Origin of the sequence: Streptomyces sp. BK022 (assembly GCF_004217355.1) — a bacterium.
Classification (GTDB): domain Bacteria; phylum Actinomycetota; class Actinomycetes; order Streptomycetales; family Streptomycetaceae; genus Streptomyces; species Streptomyces griseoluteus.
Window position 1 is genome coordinate 185690 of sequence record NZ_SHKU01000006.1, and the last position, 19543, is coordinate 205232.

General features: G+C 69.2%; 18 protein-coding genes. 7 read left to right on the forward strand and 11 right to left on the reverse strand.

Annotated features, from left to right (window positions below):
* Positions 1 to 7 precede the first annotated feature (7 nt).
* A complete protein-coding gene (locus EV284_RS24625; protein ID WP_130337796.1) occupies positions 8 to 1213 on the reverse strand; it encodes a globin domain-containing protein in 1206 nt (401 codons plus the stop codon).
* A gap of 316 nt (positions 1214 to 1529) precedes the next feature.
* Between EV284_RS24625 and EV284_RS24630 the strand changes: the two genes are divergently transcribed.
* Entirely contained in the window at positions 1530 to 2396 is an 867-nt protein-coding gene (locus EV284_RS24630; protein WP_130337798.1) for a GNAT family N-acetyltransferase, read from the forward strand.
* A gap of 61 nt (positions 2397 to 2457) precedes the next feature.
* On the opposite strand, the gene EV284_RS24635 is transcribed toward EV284_RS24630, so the two are convergent.
* Both EV284_RS24635 and EV284_RS24640 read right to left on the reverse strand, forming a co-directional pair.
* Positions 2458 to 2877, reverse strand: coding sequence for a heme-binding protein (locus EV284_RS24635; RefSeq protein ID WP_130337800.1), 420 nt, complete (start codon positions 2875 to 2877; stop codon positions 2458 to 2460).
* Positions 2878 to 2970: 93 nt separating this feature from the next.
* A complete protein-coding gene (locus EV284_RS24640) occupies positions 2971 to 4176 on the reverse strand; it encodes an MFS transporter (protein ID WP_130337802.1) in 1206 nt (401 codons plus the stop codon).
* A 143-nt stretch (positions 4177 to 4319) separates the two neighbouring features.
* Here EV284_RS24640 and EV284_RS24645 point away from each other — a divergent pair, with 143 nt between their 5' ends.
* Together EV284_RS24645 and EV284_RS24650 are read left to right on the forward strand one after the other, a co-directional pair.
* On the forward strand, positions 4320 to 4778 hold the full coding sequence (locus tag EV284_RS24645) for a MarR family transcriptional regulator (protein ID WP_130337804.1): 459 nt from the start codon (positions 4320 to 4322) through the stop codon (positions 4776 to 4778).
* Positions 4779 to 4788: 10 nt separating this feature from the next.
* Positions 4789 to 5241, forward strand: a complete 453-nt coding sequence (locus EV284_RS24650; protein WP_130337806.1) for a GNAT family N-acetyltransferase — start codon at positions 4789 to 4791, stop codon at positions 5239 to 5241.
* A gap of 64 nt (positions 5242 to 5305) precedes the next feature.
* Here EV284_RS24650 and EV284_RS24655 read toward each other — a convergent pair whose 3' ends face one another.
* Together EV284_RS24655 and dnaB are read right to left on the reverse strand one after the other, a co-directional pair.
* The gene (locus EV284_RS24655) at positions 5306 to 6694 is read right to left on the reverse strand and encodes a serine hydrolase domain-containing protein (protein WP_130337808.1); all 1389 of its coding nucleotides are present in this window, start codon (positions 6692 to 6694) and stop codon (positions 5306 to 5308) included.
* A 64-nt stretch (positions 6695 to 6758) separates the two neighbouring features.
* Positions 6759 to 8240: a replicative DNA helicase gene (gene dnaB / locus EV284_RS24660; RefSeq protein WP_130337810.1), complete on the reverse strand. Its 1482-nt coding sequence runs from the start codon at positions 8238 to 8240 to the stop codon at positions 6759 to 6761.
* A 460-nt stretch (positions 8241 to 8700) separates the two neighbouring features.
* Between dnaB and EV284_RS24665 the strand changes: the two genes are divergently transcribed.
* On the forward strand, positions 8701 to 10038 hold the full coding sequence (locus tag EV284_RS24665) for an MATE family efflux transporter (protein ID WP_130337812.1): 1338 nt from the start codon (positions 8701 to 8703) through the stop codon (positions 10036 to 10038).
* A 123-nt stretch (positions 10039 to 10161) separates the two neighbouring features.
* On the opposite strand, the gene rplI is transcribed toward EV284_RS24665, so the two are convergent.
* The 4 genes from rplI to rpsF form a co-directional block, all read right to left on the reverse strand.
* Positions 10162 to 10608: a 50S ribosomal protein L9 gene (gene rplI, locus EV284_RS24670; RefSeq protein ID WP_130337814.1), complete on the reverse strand. Its 447-nt coding sequence runs from the start codon at positions 10606 to 10608 to the stop codon at positions 10162 to 10164.
* Positions 10609 to 10625: 17 nt separating this feature from the next.
* Entirely contained in the window at positions 10626 to 10862 is a 237-nt protein-coding gene (gene rpsR / locus EV284_RS24675; protein WP_003949403.1) for a 30S ribosomal protein S18, read from the reverse strand.
* Positions 10863 to 10902: 40 nt separating this feature from the next.
* Complete coding sequence (locus EV284_RS24680) at positions 10903 to 11490, reverse strand: single-stranded DNA-binding protein (RefSeq protein ID WP_130337816.1); 588 nt, start codon at positions 11488 to 11490, stop codon at positions 10903 to 10905.
* Between the two features lie 77 nt (positions 11491 to 11567).
* Positions 11568 to 11858 carry a 30S ribosomal protein S6 gene (gene rpsF / locus EV284_RS24685; protein ID WP_003975025.1) on the reverse strand — a complete coding sequence of 97 codons (291 nt, stop codon included), beginning with the start codon at positions 11856 to 11858 and terminating at the stop codon, positions 11568 to 11570.
* Positions 11859 to 12133: 275 nt separating this feature from the next.
* On the opposite strand from rpsF, the gene EV284_RS24690 reads away from it, so the two are divergent.
* The 3 genes from EV284_RS24690 (at position 12134) to EV284_RS24700 (ending at position 14921) form a co-directional block, all read left to right on the forward strand.
* Positions 12134 to 12451, forward strand: a complete 318-nt coding sequence (locus EV284_RS24690) for a hypothetical protein (protein ID WP_130337818.1) — start codon at positions 12134 to 12136, stop codon at positions 12449 to 12451.
* 181 nt (positions 12452 to 12632) lie between these two features.
* The gene (gene femX / locus EV284_RS24695) at positions 12633 to 13754 is read left to right on the forward strand and encodes a peptidoglycan bridge formation glycyltransferase FemX (RefSeq protein WP_030806071.1); all 1122 of its coding nucleotides are present in this window, start codon (positions 12633 to 12635) and stop codon (positions 13752 to 13754) included.
* A 135-nt stretch (positions 13755 to 13889) separates the two neighbouring features.
* Entirely contained in the window at positions 13890 to 14921 is a 1032-nt protein-coding gene (locus EV284_RS24700; RefSeq protein ID WP_130337820.1) for an alanine racemase, read from the forward strand.
* Positions 14922 to 15030: 109 nt separating this feature from the next.
* Here the strand turns inward: EV284_RS24700 and EV284_RS24705 are convergent, their stop codons facing one another.
* Together EV284_RS24705 and EV284_RS24710 are read right to left on the reverse strand one after the other, a co-directional pair.
* Positions 15031 to 16536: a glycosyltransferase 87 family protein gene (locus EV284_RS24705; RefSeq protein ID WP_207229126.1), complete on the reverse strand. Its 1506-nt coding sequence runs from the start codon at positions 16534 to 16536 to the stop codon at positions 15031 to 15033.
* Between the two features lie 126 nt (positions 16537 to 16662).
* Positions 16663 to 18942: a transglycosylase domain-containing protein gene (locus tag EV284_RS24710; RefSeq protein ID WP_130337824.1), complete on the reverse strand. Its 2280-nt coding sequence runs from the start codon at positions 18940 to 18942 to the stop codon at positions 16663 to 16665.
* Positions 18943 to 19543 lie beyond the last annotated feature (601 nt).

Below are 19543 nucleotides of genomic sequence, written 5' to 3' on the forward strand. Positions count from 1 at the left end.
GGCCCTCTCAGGAGCCGGTGACCACCAGGTCCTCGACCGGGTCGTGGCGTATGCGCGGCTCGGGTACGCCGAGCGCCCGCAACACGGACACGCCGCTGCGAATCATGCCCGGCGGGCCGGAGAGATAGGCGTCGTAGTGCCGCCAGGGGCCGCTCGCCCGCACGGCGTCGTGCAGATGGCGGTCCTCCCGGTCGATGACCGAGCGGACGGATATCCACGGGTGCGCCTGCCGCAGCCGGAGCAGGGTGTCGATGTCGTACAGGTCGTGGTCACGGCGGGCGCCGAGGAACACCTCCACCGGGCGGCGGGCGCCGTGCGCGACGACCTCCTCGACCATGGCCTTGATCGGGGCTATGCCGGTGCCGCCACCCAGGCAGAGCAGGCCGCTGTCGGTGTCGTGGTCGACGCTCATCGAACCGACCGGCGGCCCGAGACGCACCGCGTCACCGGGGCGGGCGCGGTGCGCCAGGGCCTGGGAGACCCAGCCGGCCGGGACCGCCCGCACATGGAAGGTGAGCAGGCCGTCGGCGCGGGGCGCGGAGGCGAAGGAGTAGTGCCGCCACACACGCGGCCACCAGGGCGTCTCGACACTCGCGTACTGCCCGGCCAGGAAGGGGTACGGCTGGTCGGGACGCAGCGTGATCACGGCGATGTCGGGGGTGCGCAGGTCGTGGGTGACGACCTCGGCGTGCCACCAGGGCGGAGCGTCCCGCCCGTCCGTCTCGGCGGCCTCGATCATCACCTGGGAGATGGTCGCGTAGACCCGGCCCCAGGCCGCCTCCGCCTGAGGGTTCCAGGTGTGGGTGGCATACGTGCTCAGGGCGCCGATCAGACACGCGCCGACGGCCGGGTAGTGCTCGGGCCGGGTGCCGTACTTGCGGTGGCCCCGCCCGAGGTTGCGCAGGTAGTCCACGAGTACCGGGGTGTTGTCGATGTGTTCCGCCGCGGTGAGCAGGGCACGCAGCAGCCGGTCCCGCTGGGTGTCCATCGCGGGCGGGAACAGGGGGCGCAGCTCGGGGTGGCGGACGAAGAGCAGGGCGTAGAAGTAGGAGGTCACCCTGTCGGCCAGGGGCGCGATCTCCGCCATCGTGCGGCGGATGAGCAGCGCGTCCCAGGATGCCTGCGCACGAGAGGACGCGGCTGCGTGCCGTGGCCGTCGGCCGACGCCGTCCGCCGTGCCGTCGTCCCCCGATGGGGTGGCCGTAGCTTCCATGTGTGCCCTCGCTCGCACTCCTGCGGCGGTCTGCGCTCTCCCCCTCGAAAAGCGCCTGCTCCCCGCCGGGGCGGAGGACCGCAGCACTCGTTCCGCAGCGTGGCACCGTGAGCCGGTCCGCATCCCAGTACCCAAAAAGACGGCTCTTGGCGGGCTTCGCCCGATTACTCTGTTGGCCGCCACGGCAGGCCGTCGTTTCACGTGAAACAGCGTCGGCCGTCAGCGGCTTGCCCCGAGCGGAGAATCTGGCCGGAAGCGGTAAGAGGTCTCCGAATCCGGTGGACGTGGGTGGTGCGGTTCGGACAGCCTGACCGGCGTGCCGATCTCTTCACTCGCCGCGCTGCCCATCCGCCGTCTTACTCCGCGCGATCTCACCGCCTGCGCCGACCTGTCCGAGGACCGGGGGTGGGCCCGCGAGGAACACAAATGGGGCCTGCTGCTCACCGCCGGCCGTGGCTACGGCATCGACGATCCCGAGGGTGGCCTCGTCGCCGCGTGCGTCGTCACGGAGTACGGCTCCGGACAGCGGGTGGAACTGGGCGCGATCGGCATGGTCCTGGTCGCCGAGCGCCACTCCCGCAAGGGCGTGGGACGCCGCCTGATGCGGCACGTCGTGGCGGCCCAGGGCGGCACACCACTGACCCTGCACGCCACGCCACTGGGCCGGCCGCTCTACGAGGAAATCGGCTTCAAGACCGTGGGCCGGGCGGAGATGCTCATGGGGCACTTCACCCCGGGCGGATCGGAGCCGTCGGTGTCGACACGGGCCGCGACCGCCGAGGACCTTCCGGCGATCCTGCGCCTTGACGCGGAGGTCTTCGGTGTCGACCGCACCCCGGTCCTCGTCCGGCTGCCCGCCTTTGCCGACCAGGTCCGCGTGGCGGAGGAGGACGGCCGGATCACCGGGTACACCGCCGCGTGGCCCAACATGCGGACCCATGTCGTCGGCCCCCTGATCGCCCGCGACACGGAGACGGCCAAGGCGCTCGTCGAGTCGCTGGCGGCCCACACCGACCGCCCGCTGCGCACCGATGTGGACGTGCGCCACGAGGAGTTCCTGGTCTGGGCGAAGGAGCGGGGGCTGGCCCCGGTGATGTCGAACGCGGTCATGGTGCTCGGCGCGCCCGGTCTGCCGGGGGACTGGACCCGCAGGTTCGCACCGCTGACGGTGGCCGCGGGCTGAATCCCGGCATGCCGAAGCCCCCGCGGTCCCACGGGGGCTTCAGCATGTGTGCGCGGCTCGCTCAGACCAGGGCGGTGACGGCCTCGGTGGCGAAGCCGTGGTCCTGCGCCGGCGCACCGCCGCCGACACCGATCGCGCCGATCAGCCGGCCGTCGCGGTGGACGGGGACGCCCCCCGCGATGAACAGCAGCGGGCGGTCCAGCGCGGTCGGCAGCGTGTGGAAGAGGCCGCCGGGCTGCACGGCGTCGACCAGGTCGGCGGTGGGCGCGTTGAGCTGAAGCGCGGTGTACGCCTTGCGCGTGCTCGTCTCGCCGGAGATCAGTACGGCCCGGTCGTCCCGGCGGAAGGCGAGCAGGTGGCCACCGGCGTCCAGGACGGTGACGCTGACGGTGACACCGGCGTCCTCGGCCGCGCGCCGTGCGCTGGCGATGAGCAGCTCGGCGTCCTCGATGGTGAGCGGGGCGAAGGTGGTGGTGCTCATGGTGGGGGTTCTCCTTGGAATTTCCTGAGGTGGGGCCGCCCGGGCCGGGGTTCGTCACCGGCGCGGACGGGGTCGGGGGGTGTCGGGCCGGCCTCAGCGGCGGGCGGGCTCCGGCATGGCGGGCGCGTCGGAGGCGAGCGCCGCGCCGGTCTTGGTGCCTCGGCGCTCCAGGGCGGCCGACAGGAAGGCGAGCAGGAGTGCGGCCGCGGCGAGGACGGCGCCGACCCAGTTGGGGGCGGTGTAGCCGAACCCGGCCGCGATGACCATGCCGCCGAGCCAGGCGGACAGGGCGTTGCCCAGGTTGAAGGCGCCGATGTTCACGGCCGAGGCGAGCGTCGGGGCGCCGTGTGCCTGGTCGAGGACGCGCTTCTGGAGCGGCGGGACGGTGGCGAAGCCGAGGGCACCGATGAGGGCGATGGTCACGGCGGCCGCGATCTTGTTGTGCGCGGTGAGCGTGAAGAGCGCGAGGACGACGGCCAGAGCGCCCAGCGAGACGTAGAGCATCGGCATCAGGGCGCGGTCGGCGAACTTGCCGCCGATCAGGTTGCCGCCGACCATGCCGAGGCCGAACAGCACCAGCAGCCAGGTGACCGACCCGTCGGCGAAACCGGCGACGTGGGTCATCATCGGCGCGATGTAGGTGATGGCGGCGAAGACTCCGCCGAAGCCGAGCACGGTCATCGCCATGGCGAGCAGGACCTGGGCGTTCTTGAAGGCGGCCAGCTCATGCCGCAGATGCACACCCTCGGGCCTGGGCACCTCGGGTACGAGCTTGGCGATACCCGCGAGGCCGATGACGCCCAGGACGGCGACGATGCCGAAGGTCACCCGCCAGCCGATCTGCTGCCCGATGAGCGTGCCCAGCGGGACGCCGACCACGTTGGCGACGGTCAGCCCGGTGAACATCATGGCGATAGCGCCGGCCTTCTTCTGCGGTGCCACCAGCTCGGCCGCGACGACCGAGCCGATGCCGAAGAAGGCACCGTGAGCGAGGGACGCGACCACCCGGCCGATCAGCATGACCGCGAAGACGGGGGCGACGGCGGAGAGCAGGTTCCCGGCGATGAACAGACCCATCAGCCCCATCAGCATCCGCTTGCGCGAGACCTTGGTGCCGAGCACGGTCATCAGCGGAGCGCCGATCACCACGCCCAGGGCGTAGCCGGTGACGAGCAGGCCCGCGGTGGGGATGGAGACGCCGAAGTCACCCGCGACCTGGGGCAGCAGCCCCATGATCACGAACTCGGTCGTGCCGATTCCGAAGGCCCCGATCGCCAGGGCCAGAAGCGCGAGAGGCATGAGGGGGTAGACCTTCCCAAACGATTGCAGGAGCGCTTTGCGTGCTCTCACAATAGTTGCAGACGCGGGTTAAATGCAATCGCGGGATATTGCGGCGGTGCTCTACCCTGGAAGCCAGCCGCTCCGGGACGGAGGAACACCCAATGACAGCGACAGACCCCGCGCTCACCGCCCTCGCCCAGGGCTGGTGCGCCCTGTCTCTGCTGCACGGGAGGATCGAGACGCACATCGAGCGCGCCCTCCAGGCGCAGCACGAGCTGAGCGTGCGCGAGTACTCCCTGCTCGACGTGCTCAGCAGGCAGCACGACGGTGACGGGGGCCACCTCCAGATGAAGCAGGTCGCCGACGCGGTCGTCCTCAGCCAGAGCGCCACCACCCGGCTGGTGACCCGCCTGGAGGACCGCGGGCTGCTGGAGCGCTATCTGTGCCCCACCGACCGCCGGGGCATCTACACCAATGTCACCGAGGCCGGACTGGAGCTGCTGGAGAAGGCGCGTCCGACCAACGACGCGGCGCTGCGCGAGGCGCTGGACACGGCGGCACTGAATCCCGAACTCGCGCCACTGGTGAGGGCCGTGGAGTCGCTGCACGTCCCCGCCTAGACTGCGGGCCATGACCGACCTCGCCATAAGGCCTGCGACCCCGGCCGACATCCCGGCGATCGTGGCCATGCTCGCCGACGACCCCCTGGGCGCCCGGCGCGAGTCCCCCGACGATCTGACGCCGTACCTGGCGGCTTTCGAACGTCTGGACACCGACCCGAACCAGCATCTCGTCGTGGCGGTACGCGACGGTCGGGTGATCGGGACGCTCCAGCTCACGATCATTCCGGGGCTCTCTCGCCAAGGTGCGACCCGTTCCCTCATCGAGGCCGTACGGATTCACGCCGACGAGCGCGGCAGCGGACTGGGCAGCGAGCTGATCCAGTGGGCCGTCGACACCTCCCGCCGCCTCGGCTGCCACCTGGTGCAGCTCACCTCGGACAAGACGCGCGCCGACGCCCACCGCTTCTACGAGCGACTGGGTTTCACCGCCTCGCACGAGGGCTTCAAGCTGACTCTCTGACGGGCGTATTGCTGAGCAAAAGGGCCCTGTTTCACGTGAAACAGGGCCCTTCGTACACGACTTGCTAGGGCTGGACGATCCCCCGCCAGCCCTGCGGGTCCACCCCACCAGGCACCGGCGCACCTTCCTCGTACGGCTGACGCGTGAAGACGAATGACCCGAGGTCCAGGTGACTCACCGTTCCGTCCTGCCGTCGTACGGCCTCCAGCAACTCCCCGGCGTAGTACCCCTCCAGCCCCGTCCAGGTGCCGTCACCGTTCGGCCGGAACCGGGTGCGGCGGCCGCCCCCTGCCAGCGGCCCCAGCGTGATGCCGTCGGCCAGGACCCGCAGCACGTAGGGGTGCGTGCCCCAGTACCAGGGGCCGGCCAACTCCAGCTCCGACGGGTCGACTTCCCTCAGCGGACGCCAGGGCTCGGGGATGCGCGGTTCGGCCTCGGCGACGATGCGGACGAGGTCGGCGGCCACCGCGCCGACCGCGGGTCCGCTGGTGCAGTTGGCCAGCACCACCGCCGCCACGTCGTCCGCCACGCTGAACGTGAGGGTCGCCAGGAAGCCCGGCAGCGAACCGGAGTGCCCGGCGAGCAACCGGCCGTCCCGGTGCTGGATCTGGAGCCCGAGACCGTATGTGACACCGTCCACCACGTCCGCAGGCTCGGCGGGGGCTGCGGGGGTGCGCATCTCCCGCACCGACTCGGCGCTCAGCACCCGGTCGTCCCCCTGGACCAGGAAGGCGGCGAAGCGGGCGAGGTCGCCCGTGGTGGACCAGAGCTGGCCGGCCGGGGCCATCAGCCCAAGGTCCTCCAGCGGCTCGGGCAACAGCGCGTCGGCCCAGGGATGCACCGCCCAGCCGCCCACGTGCGGTGCCTCGGGCCGGCCGGCGGTGCGGCGGAGGCCGAGGGGCTGGAGCACCTCGTCGCGCAGCACCTGCTCCCAGGGGGCGCCCCGGAGTTCCTCCACCAGGGCGCCGAGCAAGGTGTAGCCGGGGTTGGAGTAGTGGTGGCGCCGCCCGGCCGGGTGCAGCAGGGGCTTCTCACCAAGCACGTCGCTCAACTCGGGGCGCGTCGAGCCCGGTGTCCGCTCCCACCAGGGTGCCGGTGACTCGGCGGCCAGTCCGGCGGTGTGCGCCAGCAGTTCGGCGATGGTCGCCTCACCGGCGCCGGTGCCGGCCAGGTGCTTCTCCAGCGGGTCGTCGAGGTCGAGTAGGCCCTCGTCCCGCAGCCGCAGCACCAGTACGGCGGTGAAGGTCTTGGTGATGGAGCCGATCCGGTACTGCACGTCCTCGTCCGGGCCGTGCCCGTCCACCAAGGTCCGCGCCCCGTGCCACACCGCCCGGCCCCCGCGCACGACCGCGGCCACGAGCGAAGGCGCCCTCCCCTCGGCCTGCGCGACGGCGATCCGGTGCGTCAACGCCCGGCGCGTCGCCGGAAGCAGCTCTTCGTCCCATGTCGTCATGTGCCCAGTCCACCCGTTGGAACGGGCCACGTCGAGCGCATTCGGTCCAGGGGGTGCTTGTCGATCAGGTCTGGGCCATGTCCACGAAGCGGGAGTAGTGGCCCTGGAAGGCCACGGTGATGGTGGCCGTGGGGCCGTTTCGGTGCTTGGCCACGATCAGGTCGGCCTCGCCCGCGCGGGGGGACTCCTTCTCATAGGCGTCCTCGCGGTGCAGCAGGATGACCATGTCGGCGTCCTGCTCGATGGAACCCGACTCACGCAGGTCGGAGACCATGGGCTTCTTGTCGGTGCGCTGCTCGGGACCACGGTTGAGCTGGGAGAGCGCGATGACCGGGATCTCCAGCTCCTTGGCGAGCAGCTTGAGGTTACGGGACATGTCCGAGACCTCCTGCTGGCGGCTTTCCGCCCGCTTGGAGCCACCGGACTGCATGAGCTGGAGGTAGTCGATGACGACCAGCTTCAGGTCGTTGCGCTGCTTGAGCCGACGGCACTTCGCCCGGATCTCCATCATCGACAGGTTCGGGGAGTCGTCGATGTAGAGCGGCGCGGCCGACACGTCCGGCATCCGGCGGGCCAGCCGCGTCCAGTCCTCGTCGGTCATCGTGCCGGAGCGCATGTGGTGCAGGGCGACGCGGGCCTCGGCGGACAGCAGACGCATGGCGATCTCGTTGCGGCCCATTTCGAGGGAGAAGACCACGCTCGGCAGGTTGTGCTTGATCGACGCGGCCCGCGCGAAGTCCAGCGCGAGCGTCGACTTTCCCATGGCCGGGCGGGCGGCGATGACGATCATCTGGCCGGGGTGCAGGCCATTGGTCAGCGAGTCGAAGTCGGTGAACCCGGTGGGCACACCGGTCATCTCGCCACTGCGCGAGCCGATCGCCTCGATCTCGTCGAGGGCGCCCTCCATGATGTCGCCGAGCGGCAGGTAGTCCTCGCTGGTGCGCTGCTCGGTGACCGCGTAGATCTCGGCCTGGGCGCTGTTGACGATCTCGTCGACGTCGCCGTCGGCCGCGTACCCCATCTGCGTGATGCGGGTACCCGCCTCCACCAGGCGGCGCAGGACGGCACGCTCGTGGACGATCTCCGCGTAGTACTCGGCGTTGGCCGCGGTCGGCACCGTCTGGACGAGGGTGTGCAGATAGGCCGCGCCGCCCACCTTGTTGATCTCGCCGCGCTTGGTGAGCTCGGCCGCGATGGTGATGGGGTCCGCCGGCTCGCCCTTGGCGTAGATGTCGAGGATCGCGGTGTAGATCGTCTCGTGCGCCGGCTTGTAGAAGTCATGGCCCTTGAGGATCTCGACCACGTCGGCGATGGCGTCCTTGGACAGCAGCATGCCGCCCAGCACGGACTGCTCGGCGTCCAGGTCCTGCGGCGGCACCCGCTCGAAGGCGGAACCCCCGCCTTCCCAGCCGCCGCTCTCACGGCCGCGCTCGTGCTGCTCGTCACGCCCGCCACGACCGGAGTCACCGCGGCGTCGGGAGGCGGGGAGACGATCGCTGGGACCGCTGTCGGCCCACGGATCGTCCAAGGGCTCGGAAATGCTCACCGAGCCACCTCCTCCCGTCCGCCGGAGCGGACCTCGCCATGCCCTCTGTTCTACGGCACGGCACTGACAAAATGAGAAGCCCAACTCCGGTTCCGGCGCGTCGGATATGTGACGTTTCCACGGCCGGTAGAGGGAGCGGGCGCCGGACCACGGTAGGCCCCCCGGCACCGTCAGCCAATCTGGTTATCCACAGGCCATGTGGACGACGGTCCATATGCTGTGGAGAACTCCCCGAAACCTGTGCACGACCCGGTGGACAGCCCTGTGAACAAGACCTCGCCCTCCTGAACATGGCGGCACTGACCTGCGTCTTTACCGTCCACCGGCTGTGCAGAAGAAAAACTTTCCCAGTCGGACCAAGATCACCTCGAACGGCGCGCGAAACCTTGCCCCTTGGAAAGGAGAGTAAGGGTCACAAGGCGATTGCATCTCTTACCTGTGGACGATTAGATTGGTGCGCATGACACAGGCTCCCGCGATCCCCAAGGCCACTCGGCGGCGCCATGACCGGGAGATCGTGGCACTCGCCGTGCCGGCCTTCGGCGCCCTGGTCGCCGAGCCACTCTTCGTCATGGCCGACAGTGCGATCGTCGGCCATCTCGGCACCGCCCAGCTCGCCGGTCTCGGCGTCGCCTCCGCGCTCCTCACCACCGCGGTGAGCATCTTCGTCTTCCTCGCCTATGCCACCACGGCGGCGGTCGCCCGCCGGGTCGGCGCGAACGATCTGCGGGCCGCGATCCGTCAGGGGATGGACGGCATCTGGCTGGCCCTGCTCATCGGGGCCGCCGTCATCGCCGTCGTCCTGCCCCTCGCACCCGGCATCGTGGACCTCTTCGGCGCCTCCCCCACCGCGGCGCCCTACGCCACCACCTATCTGCGCATCTCCGCCCTCGGTATCCCGGCCATGCTGGCCGTCCTGGCCGCCACCGGCGTGCTGCGCGGACTCCAGAACACCAGGACCCCGCTCTACGTGGCGATCGGTGGCTTCATCGCCAACGCCGCCCTCAACGCCGTACTCGTCTACGGCGCGGGACTGGGCATCGCCGGTTCCGCCTGGGGCACCGTGATCGCCCAGTGCGGCATGGCCGTCGTCTATCTGTGGGTGGTCGTCCGGGGTGCGCGGCGCCACGGGGCGTCCCTGCGTCCCGACCTCGCCGGTATCCGAGCCTCGGCGCAGGCGGGCGTACCCCTGCTCGTCCGCACCCTGTCCCTGCGGGCCATCCTCATGATCGCCACTGCGATGGCGGCCCGGCTCGGGGACGCCGACATCGCCGCCCACCAGATCGTGCTGTCCCTGTGGAGCCTGCTGGCCTTCGCCCTGGACGCGATCGCCATCGCCGGACAGGCGATCATCGGCCGCTACCTCGGCGCCGACGACGCACCCGGCGCCCGCGCGGCCTGCCGCCGCATGGTGCAGTGGGGGATCGCCACCGGCGTGGTCCTCGGGCTGGTCGTCGTCGCCGCACGGCCGCTGTTCCTGCCACTGTTCACCAGTGACGCCGGGGTCAAGGACGTGGCACTGCCGGCGCTCCTGGTGGTTGCCCTGTCCCAGCCCATCTGCGGCATCGTCTTCGTACTGGACGGGGTACTGATGGGCGCCGGTGACGGGCCTTACCTGGCCTGGGCCATGGTGGTCACCCTGGCGGTCTTCACCCCGGTCGCGCTGCTCGTGCCCACGCTGGGCGGCGGCCTCACCGCGATCTGGGCGGCCATGACGCTGATGATGACGGTCCGGATGGTGACCCTCTGGCTGCGGGCCCGTTCCGGCCGCTGGATCGTGACGGGCGCGACCCGCTGACCGTTTCACGTGAAACGTGCCGTGGAGTCCACCCCATCAGGCCCTGACCACATGCGAAAGGGGCCGCATCCTCGAAAGGATGCGGCCCCTCATCAGCTCAAACGAGCCGAGCGATCACGGCGATCAGGCCGCGACGACCTCGAGGGTCACCTTGGCGGCAACCTCGGGGTGCAGACGCACGGACGTCTCGTAGGCGCCCAGGGTCTTGATCGGACCGGTCAGCTCGATGCGGCGCTTGTCGACCTCGGGGCCACCGGAAGCCTTGATCGCGGAAGCGATGTCGGCCGGGGTGACGGAACCGAAGAGACGACCGGCGTCGCCGGAGCGGACGGCCAGACGGACCTTGACACCCTCGAGCTGGCCCTTGATCTGGTTGGCCTGCTCGATGGTCTGGATCTCGTGGATCTTGCGGGCGCGGCGGATCTGCGCCACGTCCTGCTCGCCACCCTTGGTCCAGCGGATAGCGAACTTCCGCGGGATCAGGTAGTTGCGGGCGTACCCGTCCTTGACGTCGACGACGTCGCCGGCGGCACCGAGGCCGGAGACCTCGTGGGTGAGGATGATCTTCATGTGTAAGTCACCCTTCCTTAGCGCGCGGTGGACGTGTAGGGCAGCAGCGCCATCTCACGGCTGTTCTTGACGGCCGTGGCGACGTCACGCTGGTGCTGCGTGCAGTTGCCGGTCACGCGGCGGGCACGGATCTTGCCGCGGTCGGAAATGAACTTCCGCAGCATGTTCGTGTCCTTGTAGTCCACGTACGTGACCTTGTCCTTGCAGAAAGCGCAGACCTTCTTCTTAGGCTTGCGCACAGGCGGCTTCGCCATGGTGTTTCTCCTGTGTGATCAAGAAGTGGGATGCGAGCCCTTAGAAGGGGGGCTCGTCCGAGTAGCCGCCACCGCCGCCGGAGCCGGAACCGCCGCCCCAGCCGCCGCCACCCTGGTTGCCACCGGCGGGAGCGCCGGAAGCCCAGGGGTCGTCGGCCTGGGAACCGCCCTGGTTGCCGCCGCCGGAGCCACCGCCCCAGCCGCCACCACCCTGGCCCTGGTTGCCACCGCCGGCGTAACCGCCCTGGCCGCTGCGGGCGCCGCCGGAGGTCTTGGTGACCTTCGCCGTCGCGCTGCGCAGGCTGGGGCCGACTTCCTCGACGTCCAGCTCGTAGACCGTGCGCTTGACACCCTCGCGGTCCTCGTACGACCGCTGCTTCAGCCGGCCCTGCACGATGACGCGCATGCCTCGCTGGAGCGACTCCGCGACGTTCTCCGCCGCCTGACGCCAGACCGAGCAGGTCAGGAACAGGCTCTCGCCGTCCTTCCACTCATTGGTCTGACGGTCGAAGGTGCGGGGAGTGGACGCGACGCGGAACTTTGCGACCGCCGCACCGGAAGGGGTGAAGCGCAGCTCGGGGTCGTCGACAAGATTGCCGACGACCGTGATGACGGTCTCGCCTGCCATGGGGAACCTCTCGGCGGGATTGCTCTGGCTGCTTGGTTGCTGCTACTCGAATCCCGAGATCAGCTGAGCGGAAAAGCTCAGTGCATCTCGGGGCGGAGGACCTTGGTCCGGAGGACCGACTCGTTCAGGTTCATCTGGCGGTCGAGCTCCTTGACGACCGCAGGCTCGGCCTGCAGGTCGATGACCGAGTAGATGCCCTCAGGCTTCTTCTTGATCTCGTACGAGAGACGACGACGGCCCCAGGTGTCGACCTTTTCCACCTTGCCGCCGCCATCGCGGACGACAGAGAGGAAGTTCTCGATCAGCGGGGAGACAGAACGCTCCTCGAGATCGGGGTCGAGGATGACCATCACCTCGTAGTGACGCATGTGGAACCCACCTCCTTTGGACTCAGCGGCCACGGTCGTTCCGTGGCAGGAGGGTCGTGATGCGTGAGCAACGGTATCGGCCGCCACTGACAACCGGAGGTTCCGCGAGGAACCGTCCACAGTGGGCCGCCACGGGCCAGGGCAGACACCGGTGCAGACGTTACAGACTACCCGCCCACCCGCTTCCGGTTGAAATCCGGCCCGGGGAGCCCGCAATCTGTACACATCGGGTGTGTAGGGCGCTACAGTGCGCCGCGATCCGCAGGAGGTGCCTCATGACCCAGGCATTGCGACCGACCACCGCCGGCTCCCTCTTCGCCAGTGACGGAAAGCCCCATCCCCTCCAGGACACCCTGACGGTGGTGACCCTCGTCCTGGGTGTGCTGGCCTTCGTCACCTGCTTCATCGACGGCCTCCACCTGGTGGCCTCCTGGGCCGGCCTGATCGGCATGATCACCGGCGCCTACGGCCAGTGGATCTCGATCACCACCCGGGAGCGCTTCGGCCTGGTCGTCGGGCTCGGCGCCTCCGGGGTCGGCTTCCTCATCGGCATGGCCAACGGCGGTCTGTTCGGCGGTCTCATCGGCAGCTGACCCCACCCGGCCGCCCGTCCGGACGGCATCACGAGCACCCGGAATGTTCCGGTCCGCGAGCGGGCCGGAACACCGGTGCCGTACGCCCCATTCGGGGCGCTCGCAGGGCGCAGTAGGCTTCGGCGCGAGAGCCGGAGCCCCTGATCCCATGGGGACACACCAGCCCGAGGAGCGCCCCGACATGAGTCTGACCCTGAGGACCATCAGCCGCGAGCAGCATCTGGCATACATCCAGAGCCTGCCGTCGGCCAGTCACATGCAGGTCCCCGCATGGGCCGACGTGAAGGCGGAGTGGCGTTCGGAGAACCTCGGCTGGTTCGACGAGCGCACCGGTGAGATGGTCGGCGCCGGTCTGGTCCTCTACCGCCAGCTCCCCAAGATCAAGCGCTACCTCGCCTATCTTCCCGAGGGCCCGGTCATCAACTGGTTCTCGCCGAACCTGGAGGACTGGCTCCAGCCGATGCTGGCGCACCTCAAGCAGCAGGGCGCGTTCTCGGTCAAGATGGGCCCGCCGGTGATCATCCGCCGCTGGAACGCGGAGACCATCAAGAAGGGCATCCAGAGCCCGGACGTGAAGCGGCTGCGCGACATGGAGGCCGACTTCATCGAGCCGCGCGCCTTCGAGGTGGCCGACAAGCTGCGCCGCATGGGCTGGCAGCAGGGCGAGGACGGCGGCGCCGGCTTCGGCGACGTCCAGCCGCGCTACATCTTCCAGGTCCCGCTGGCCAACCGCTCGCTGGAAGAGGTCCACAAGCAGTTCAACCAGCTCTGGCGCCGCAACATCAAGAAGGCCGAGAAGGCCGGCGTCGAGGTCGTCCAGGGCGGTTACCAGGACCTGGAGGAGTGGCAGCGGCTGTACGAGATCACCGCGGTCCGCGACCACTTCCGGCCGCGCCCCCTGTCGTACTTCCAGCGCATGTGGACGGCCCTCAACACCGAGGACCCCAACCGGATGCGGCTGTACTTCGCCCGGCACAACGGCGTGAACCTGTCGGCGGCCACCATGCTGATCGTCGGCGGTCACGTCTGGTACTCCTACGGCGCCTCCGACAACATCGGCCGTGAGGTCCGCCCCTCCAATGCCATGCAGTGGCGGATGCTGCGCGACGCCTACGCGCTCGGCGCCACCGTCTACGACCTGCGCGGCATCTCCGACTCGCTGGACGAGACGGACCACCTGTTCGGCCTGATCCAGTTCAAGGTCGGCACCGGCGGCCAGGCGGCCGAGTACCTCGGCGAGTGGGACTTCCCGCTGAACAAGCTGCTGCACAAGGCGCTCGACATCTACATGTCGCGACGCTGAGCGGCGGGCGGCCGACCGTGCCGCCTTCTGGTTCCATAGCCTTCACAAGGCTTCACCGTCACCCGTCCCCGTGCACCCCCTCGGGGACGTCCCTCTGAATCCACCGCAGCCACGAGAAAGGTTCCGGGTCCGGCCATGGCGCTCACGCTCTACGTCGACACCGCGCGCTGGCGTGCGCACCACAAGCACGTGCAGGAGCAGTTCCCGGGACTCGTCCCGGTCTGCAAGGGCAACGGCTACGGCTTCGGTCACGAACGGCTCGCGGAGGAGGCAACCCGCCTGGGCTCCGACATGCTGGCCGTCGGCACCACCTACGAGGCCGCACGCATCAAGGACTGGTTCAGCGGCGACCTGCTCGTGCTGACGCCGTACCGGCGTGGCGAGGAGCCGGTGCCGCTGCCGGACCGGGTGGTGCGCTCGGTGTCGTCGGTCGACGGGGTGTACGGCCTGGTGGGTGCCCGTGTCGTCATCGAGGTCATGTCCTCCATGAAGCGGCACGGCATCAGCGAGCAGGACCTGCCTCAGCTTCACCAGGCCATAGAGAACGTCCGCCTGGAGGGCTTCGCCATCCACCTGCCGCTGGACCGCACCGACGGCTCGGACGCCGTCGAGGAGGTCATCGGGTGGATGGACCGGCTGCGCGCGGCCCGGCTGCCGCTGCACACGATGTTCGTCAGCCATCTCAAGGCGGATGAACTGATCCGGCTCCAGCAGCAGTTCCCGCAGACCCGCTTCCGCGCGCGGATCGGCACCCGGCTGTGGCTGGGCGACCACGACGCCACCGAGTACCGCGGCGCCGTCCTGGACGTCACGAAGGTGACCAAGGGCGACCGCTTCGGCTACCGGCAGCAGAAGGCGGCCTCGGACGGCTACCTGGTGGTCGTGGCGGGCGGTACGTCGCACGGCGTGGGCCTGGAGGCCCCGAAGGCCCTGCACGGCGTCATGCCGCGCGCCAAGGGCGTGGCACGAGCCGGCCTCGCCACGGTGAACCGGAACCTCGCGCCGTTCGTCTGGGGCGGCAAGCAGCGCTGGTTCGCGGAGCCGCCGCACATGCAGGTGTCGATCCTGTTCGTCCCCTCCGACGCTCCCGAGCCGCAGGTCGGTGACGAGCTGGTGGCCCATCTGCGGCACACCACCACGACGTTCGACCGGATCGTGGACCGCTAGGGCCGCTGAGCCGGTCCCGAACCGACGCCGAAGGCCGTGCACGGAATCTCGTGCACGGCCTTTCTCAATCTCGTGCACGGCCTTTCTCATGCCCGCGGGGCATGTTCGCTCAGAGCGAACGACCGTCCATGGGCAGGGGTTCCGGGCCGCCCCAGTCCGTCCGCGACGGCTCATCCGGCTCCTCGTGCTCCGGGTGCCGGAGCCCGCGCAGGACGAAGTGGTCGGCCGCGCCGTCGAGTACACCCCCCGACGGGTCGTCGTCCCCGGCCCGGCGCACCACGTCCCGCTCCGGGCGGAGGATGTCGCGCACGACGACCGCGCACAGGTACAGGGTGCCGAGCAGATGCAGGGCGATCGCCCAGTGGTAGCCCTCGGTGGGCAGACCCTTGTGGGCGTCTCCACTGGTCGTGTAGGCGAGGTAGAACCAGATACCGAGGAAGTACGCCACCTCGCACGCCTGCCAGATCAGGAAGTCCCGCCACTTGGGCCGGGCGAGGACCGCCAGCGGCACCAGCCACAGCACGTACTGGGGGGAGTAGACCTTGTTGGTGAGGATGAAGGCCGCCACCATCAGGAAGGCCAGCTGGGCGAAGCGCGGCCGGCGCGGCGCGGTGAACGTCAGCGCCGCGATGCCGAGGAACGACAGCACCACCAGGGCGCTGGCGGTGGTGTTCACGAAGTCGATGCTGGGCGGGTTGCTGGAGTTCTGGGACCAGATCAGCCAGAACGAGCCGAAGTCGATGCCCCGGTCGTGGCTGAACGTGTAGAACTTCGACCAGCCCTCGAAGGCGAACAGCATCACCGGCACGTTCACCACGAGCCACGCGCCCGCCGCGCCGCCGACGGCCTGGAAGAACTCCCGCCACTTGCCCGCCCGCCAGCACAGCACCAGCAGGGGGCCGAGCAGGACGAGGGGATAGAGCTTGGCGGCCGTGGCGAGGCCCAGGAGCACGCCGAAGGCGACGGCCCGGCCACGGGACCACATCAGCATCGCAGCGGCCGTCAGGGCCACCGCCAGGAGGTCCCAGTTGATGGTGGCGGTCAGCGCGAAGGCCGGCGCCAGAGCGAGCAGCAGGCCGTCCCAGGGGCGGCGGCGGTGGGTACGGCTGACGCAGACGGCGATGACGGCCGCACAGACCATCAGCATTCCGGCGTTGACGAACCAGTACCACTGCTCCTGCCGCTGGATACCGCCGCTGCCCGGCGTGAGCCAGGAAGCGACCTCCATGAACACGCCCGTCAGTACCGGGTACTCGAGGTAGTCCATGTCGCCGGGAAGCTTGTCGAAGTACGGCACCAGCCCGTCGGCGAAGCCACGCCCCTGGTAGAGGTGGGGGATGTCCGAGTAGCAGGCGTGCGTGTACTGGGAGCTGGCCCCGAAGAACCAGGCGCCGTCGTAGCAGGGAGCCTTCTGGACGAGCCCGAGGGCGAACATGCCGATCGCCACGAGCACGACGACCCGGACCGGCGTCCACCAGGACGTCCCGGTCAGGGCGCGTCGCCCGAGGGGCCCGCCGATCAGCTCGCTGCCGGCCGCGGCGATCTCGTCCTCCCGCGTCGGTCGTACCGTCTCCGGTTCACGCACGCGCGCGGGCGTCGTCTCTGCACTGGGCATGGGGCACATCCTGCCGTACTCGCTCGGGAAAAGGCCGAGGGCCGCCGCACCTGGTCGGTGCGACGGCCCTTGTTTCACGTGAAACACCCACGACGGTCGAAAGGAACGCCAATCGGGCAGGTGGCCCTACTGGCCTGCCTGGCCTCCGAACAATCCGCCGCCGTCGTTCCCGTTGGCCCCGGCATTGCCATTACCCCTGACACCACCGGTCCCGGGTGAGGTCGAGTCGGTCGGTGAGGCGCTGGTCCCGCCATCGGCACCACCGGGTCCGGTACCACCGTTGTCGTTGCAGAAGAACCGGCAGGTCTCACTCTCGCTGGGCGAGGGCGAGGTCGTCGACTCGCTCGGCGACGGGCTCGACGACTCGGTCGGCGTCGGGGTGGCCGTGATGCTCGGCTTCGGGGTCGGCGTGGGAGCGCCGACCTCGTTGTGGATCTTGCCGACCTTGATCGGGTCCGGGAAGCCGGGGTCGTTCTTGCCCTGCAGCGCGGCCATCATGTACTCGGTCCACACCGACGTCGGGATGTCACCACCGTGGATGGAGTCCGTGCCCGCCGTACCGTTCATCGACAGCAGACGGTGATCCTTGGGGTTCTCACGGAACATCGCCACCGAGGTCGAGAGCTGCTGGGTGTAGCCGACGAACCAGGCCGACTTGTTCTCGTCGGTGGTACCGGTCTTGCCGGCGGCCGTGCGGCCCAGCGCCTTGGCGTTCTTTCCCGTGCCGTTCTGGATCACGTTCTCCAGGACGTCGGTGACGTTGTTGGCGATGCTGGAGTTCATCACCTGCTTGGACTTCGGCTTGGTGAAGCCAGGCATCTCCTGGCCGTCCTTCTTGACCATGGTGACGGAGTAGGGATCCGCCTGCTTGCCGGACGCGGCGAACGTCGCGTACGAGTCCGCCATGCGGATCGCGCTGGGAGTGGAGGTACCGATGGCGAAGGACGGGTTCAGATCCTTGGCCATGCTGCCTTCCAGGATGCCGGTCGAACGGGCCATGTCCCGGACCTTCGACATGCCGACATCGACACCGAGCTGCACGAACGGCGTGTTGATCGACTGCTCCATCGCCTTGCGCAGAGTGATGTAGCCCCAGGGGTGGTTGCTCTCGTTGGCCTGGAAGAAGAACGAGTTGTCCTTGTTCAGGTAGTACGAGCCGTCGGGCCGGCGGACCTTGAGGTGGTCGTTGCCGTTGTACTTGCTCATCGGTGAGATGCCCTCACCGCCTGAGTTGTACGTGCCGTCCTGCATGGCCGCGGCCAGCACGTACGGCTTCCACGTCGATCCCACGGGGACACCGGAGGTGTCGGCGTTGTTGGTGAAGTGGCCGTTCTCGTAGCCGTCGCCGCCGTAGAGGGCGACGATCGCGCCGTCGTTGGGCACCACCGAGGCCGCGCCGAACTGGACGTACTTGTCCTTCTCCTTGGTCTCGGGCTTCAGCCGCGACTTCTGGATCTTCTTCACCGCCGCGGTCAGGGCGTCGACCTTGGACTTCTGGAAGGTCGTGTAGATCTGGTAGCCGCCCTTGTCGAACTGCGCCTCCGTGATGGTGGAGTGGTTCAGGACGTACTTCTTCGCCGTGTCGACCATGTAGCTGACCTGGCCGTTCATGCCCCTGGTCGCCTTGCGGCCCTGCGGCACGGGGTACTTGCTGATCGCGGTCTGGTAGTCGGCGTCGTTGAGGTGGTTGTCCTTGTGCATCTCGCCGAGAATCCAGCGCCAGCGCCCCTCGGAACGGGCCCGGTTCGCTTCTTCGGTGGCACTCTTGTCGAGATCCGCGTTGCCCGCCGGGTCGTAGTACGTCGGCCCCTTCAGCAGGGCCGCCAGAACGGCACACTCGCTGGGCGTGAGGTGCTCGGCGTCCTTGCCGTAGTACGTCTGCGCGGCCGCCTGGATGCCGTAGGCACCACGCCCGTAGTACGAGGTGTTCAGGTAACCCCGCATGATGTCGTTCTTGTCGAGCTTCGTGCCCACTTTCAGGGAGATGAACATCTCCGTGAACTTACGGGTGAGCGTCTGGTCCTGGCTCAGGTAGGTGTTCTTGACGAACTGCTGGGTGATCGTGGAGCCACCCTGGGTCTGACCGCCGCGCGCCATGTTGGCCAGCGCCCGCGCGATACCCATGGGGTCCACGCCGGAGTCCTGGTAGAAGCTCTTGTTCTCCGCGGAGATCACCGCGTACTGCATGGCCTTGGGGATCTTATCGATCGTGAGGTTCTGCCGGTTCACCCCGGTGCCCGTGGCCACCATCTGGGTTCCGTCACCCCAGTAGTAGACGTTGTTCTGCGACTCGGCCGCAGCGTTCTCGTTCGGGATGCTGACCAGGGCGTAGCCCACGCCGGCCATGACGACCAGGCTGCCCACGAACCCGATGCCCAGGCCGGTGACCAGGCGCCATGAAGGCACCCAGCGACGCCAGCCGTACTTGCCCGCGCGGGGGTAGTCGATGAACCGGGGCTTGCCGGGTGGTCCTTGGTCATGGCCCCGGCCGCGGCCCGAGGGGGCGCCGTCGGCGCCCCGGCGGCGGCCGCCGCCTCTCTGGGCGGCACGGCGCGCCTCGGCACGGCTGCCGTACTCACGCCCATCACCCCCAGAGCCATAGGCGTCCGGTCCCTGGGAATGAGACCCATAGGAGTGGTCGGAGGCCCCGTTGGCGCCTCGCGGTGCCGCGGGACGGCCGGAGGACGGGCCGGGCTGGCCGCGTCGGGCCGCCCGTCCGCCTCCCTGCGGCTGCGGCGGTTTGCGACGGTGCTCGCTCATCGAACGATTACTCCTCGGGCAGGCGCATCCGTGCGCGCCTGGAAACAGCGGCTGGTTTCCGGTCCCCCCGAAGTACGGATGCGGTCGTTGCTGCATTCACCCGTACTGCACCGAGGATCACGACGCTCCCCAAGCGCCCCTTGGTTCCCGGTGTTGTGCATGCCGCACAGACTACGCACCGCCAAAACCCTCCGAGCCCCGAAGTTCACCCCAAAACAGGCAACTTGCCTCGTACGAATCGGTGATG

Coding starts and splice junctions, on each gene's coding strand:
- EV284_RS24625 (WP_130337796.1), bottom strand. CDS start 1,213: ATGGAAGCTACGGCCACCCCATCGGGGGACGACGGCACGGCGGACGGC.
- EV284_RS24635 (WP_130337800.1), bottom strand. CDS start 2,877: ATGAGCACCACCACCTTCGCCCCGCTCACCATCGAGGACGCCGAGCTG.
- EV284_RS24640 (WP_130337802.1), bottom strand. CDS start 4,176: ATGCCTCTCGCGCTTCTGGCCCTGGCGATCGGGGCCTTCGGAATCGGC.
- EV284_RS24645 (WP_130337804.1), top strand. CDS start 4,320: ATGACAGCGACAGACCCCGCGCTCACCGCCCTCGCCCAGGGCTGGTGC.
- EV284_RS24650 (WP_130337806.1), top strand. CDS start 4,789: ATGACCGACCTCGCCATAAGGCCTGCGACCCCGGCCGACATCCCGGCG.
- EV284_RS24655 (WP_130337808.1), bottom strand. CDS start 6,694: ATGACGACATGGGACGAAGAGCTGCTTCCGGCGACGCGCCGGGCGTTG.
- EV284_RS24665 (WP_130337812.1), top strand. CDS start 8,701: ATGACACAGGCTCCCGCGATCCCCAAGGCCACTCGGCGGCGCCATGAC.
- rplI (WP_130337814.1), bottom strand. CDS start 10,608: ATGAAGATCATCCTCACCCACGAGGTCTCCGGCCTCGGTGCCGCCGGC.
- rpsR (WP_003949403.1), bottom strand. CDS start 10,862: ATGGCGAAGCCGCCTGTGCGCAAGCCTAAGAAGAAGGTCTGCGCTTTC.
- EV284_RS24680 (WP_130337816.1), bottom strand. CDS start 11,490: ATGGCAGGCGAGACCGTCATCACGGTCGTCGGCAATCTTGTCGACGAC.
- rpsF (WP_003975025.1), bottom strand. CDS start 11,858: ATGCGTCACTACGAGGTGATGGTCATCCTCGACCCCGATCTCGAGGAG.
- EV284_RS24690 (WP_130337818.1), top strand. CDS start 12,134: ATGACCCAGGCATTGCGACCGACCACCGCCGGCTCCCTCTTCGCCAGT.
- femX (WP_030806071.1), top strand. CDS start 12,633: ATGAGTCTGACCCTGAGGACCATCAGCCGCGAGCAGCATCTGGCATAC.
- EV284_RS24700 (WP_130337820.1), top strand. CDS start 13,890: ATGGCGCTCACGCTCTACGTCGACACCGCGCGCTGGCGTGCGCACCAC.
- EV284_RS24705 (WP_207229126.1), bottom strand. CDS start 16,536: ATGCCCAGTGCAGAGACGACGCCCGCGCGCGTGCGTGAACCGGAGACG.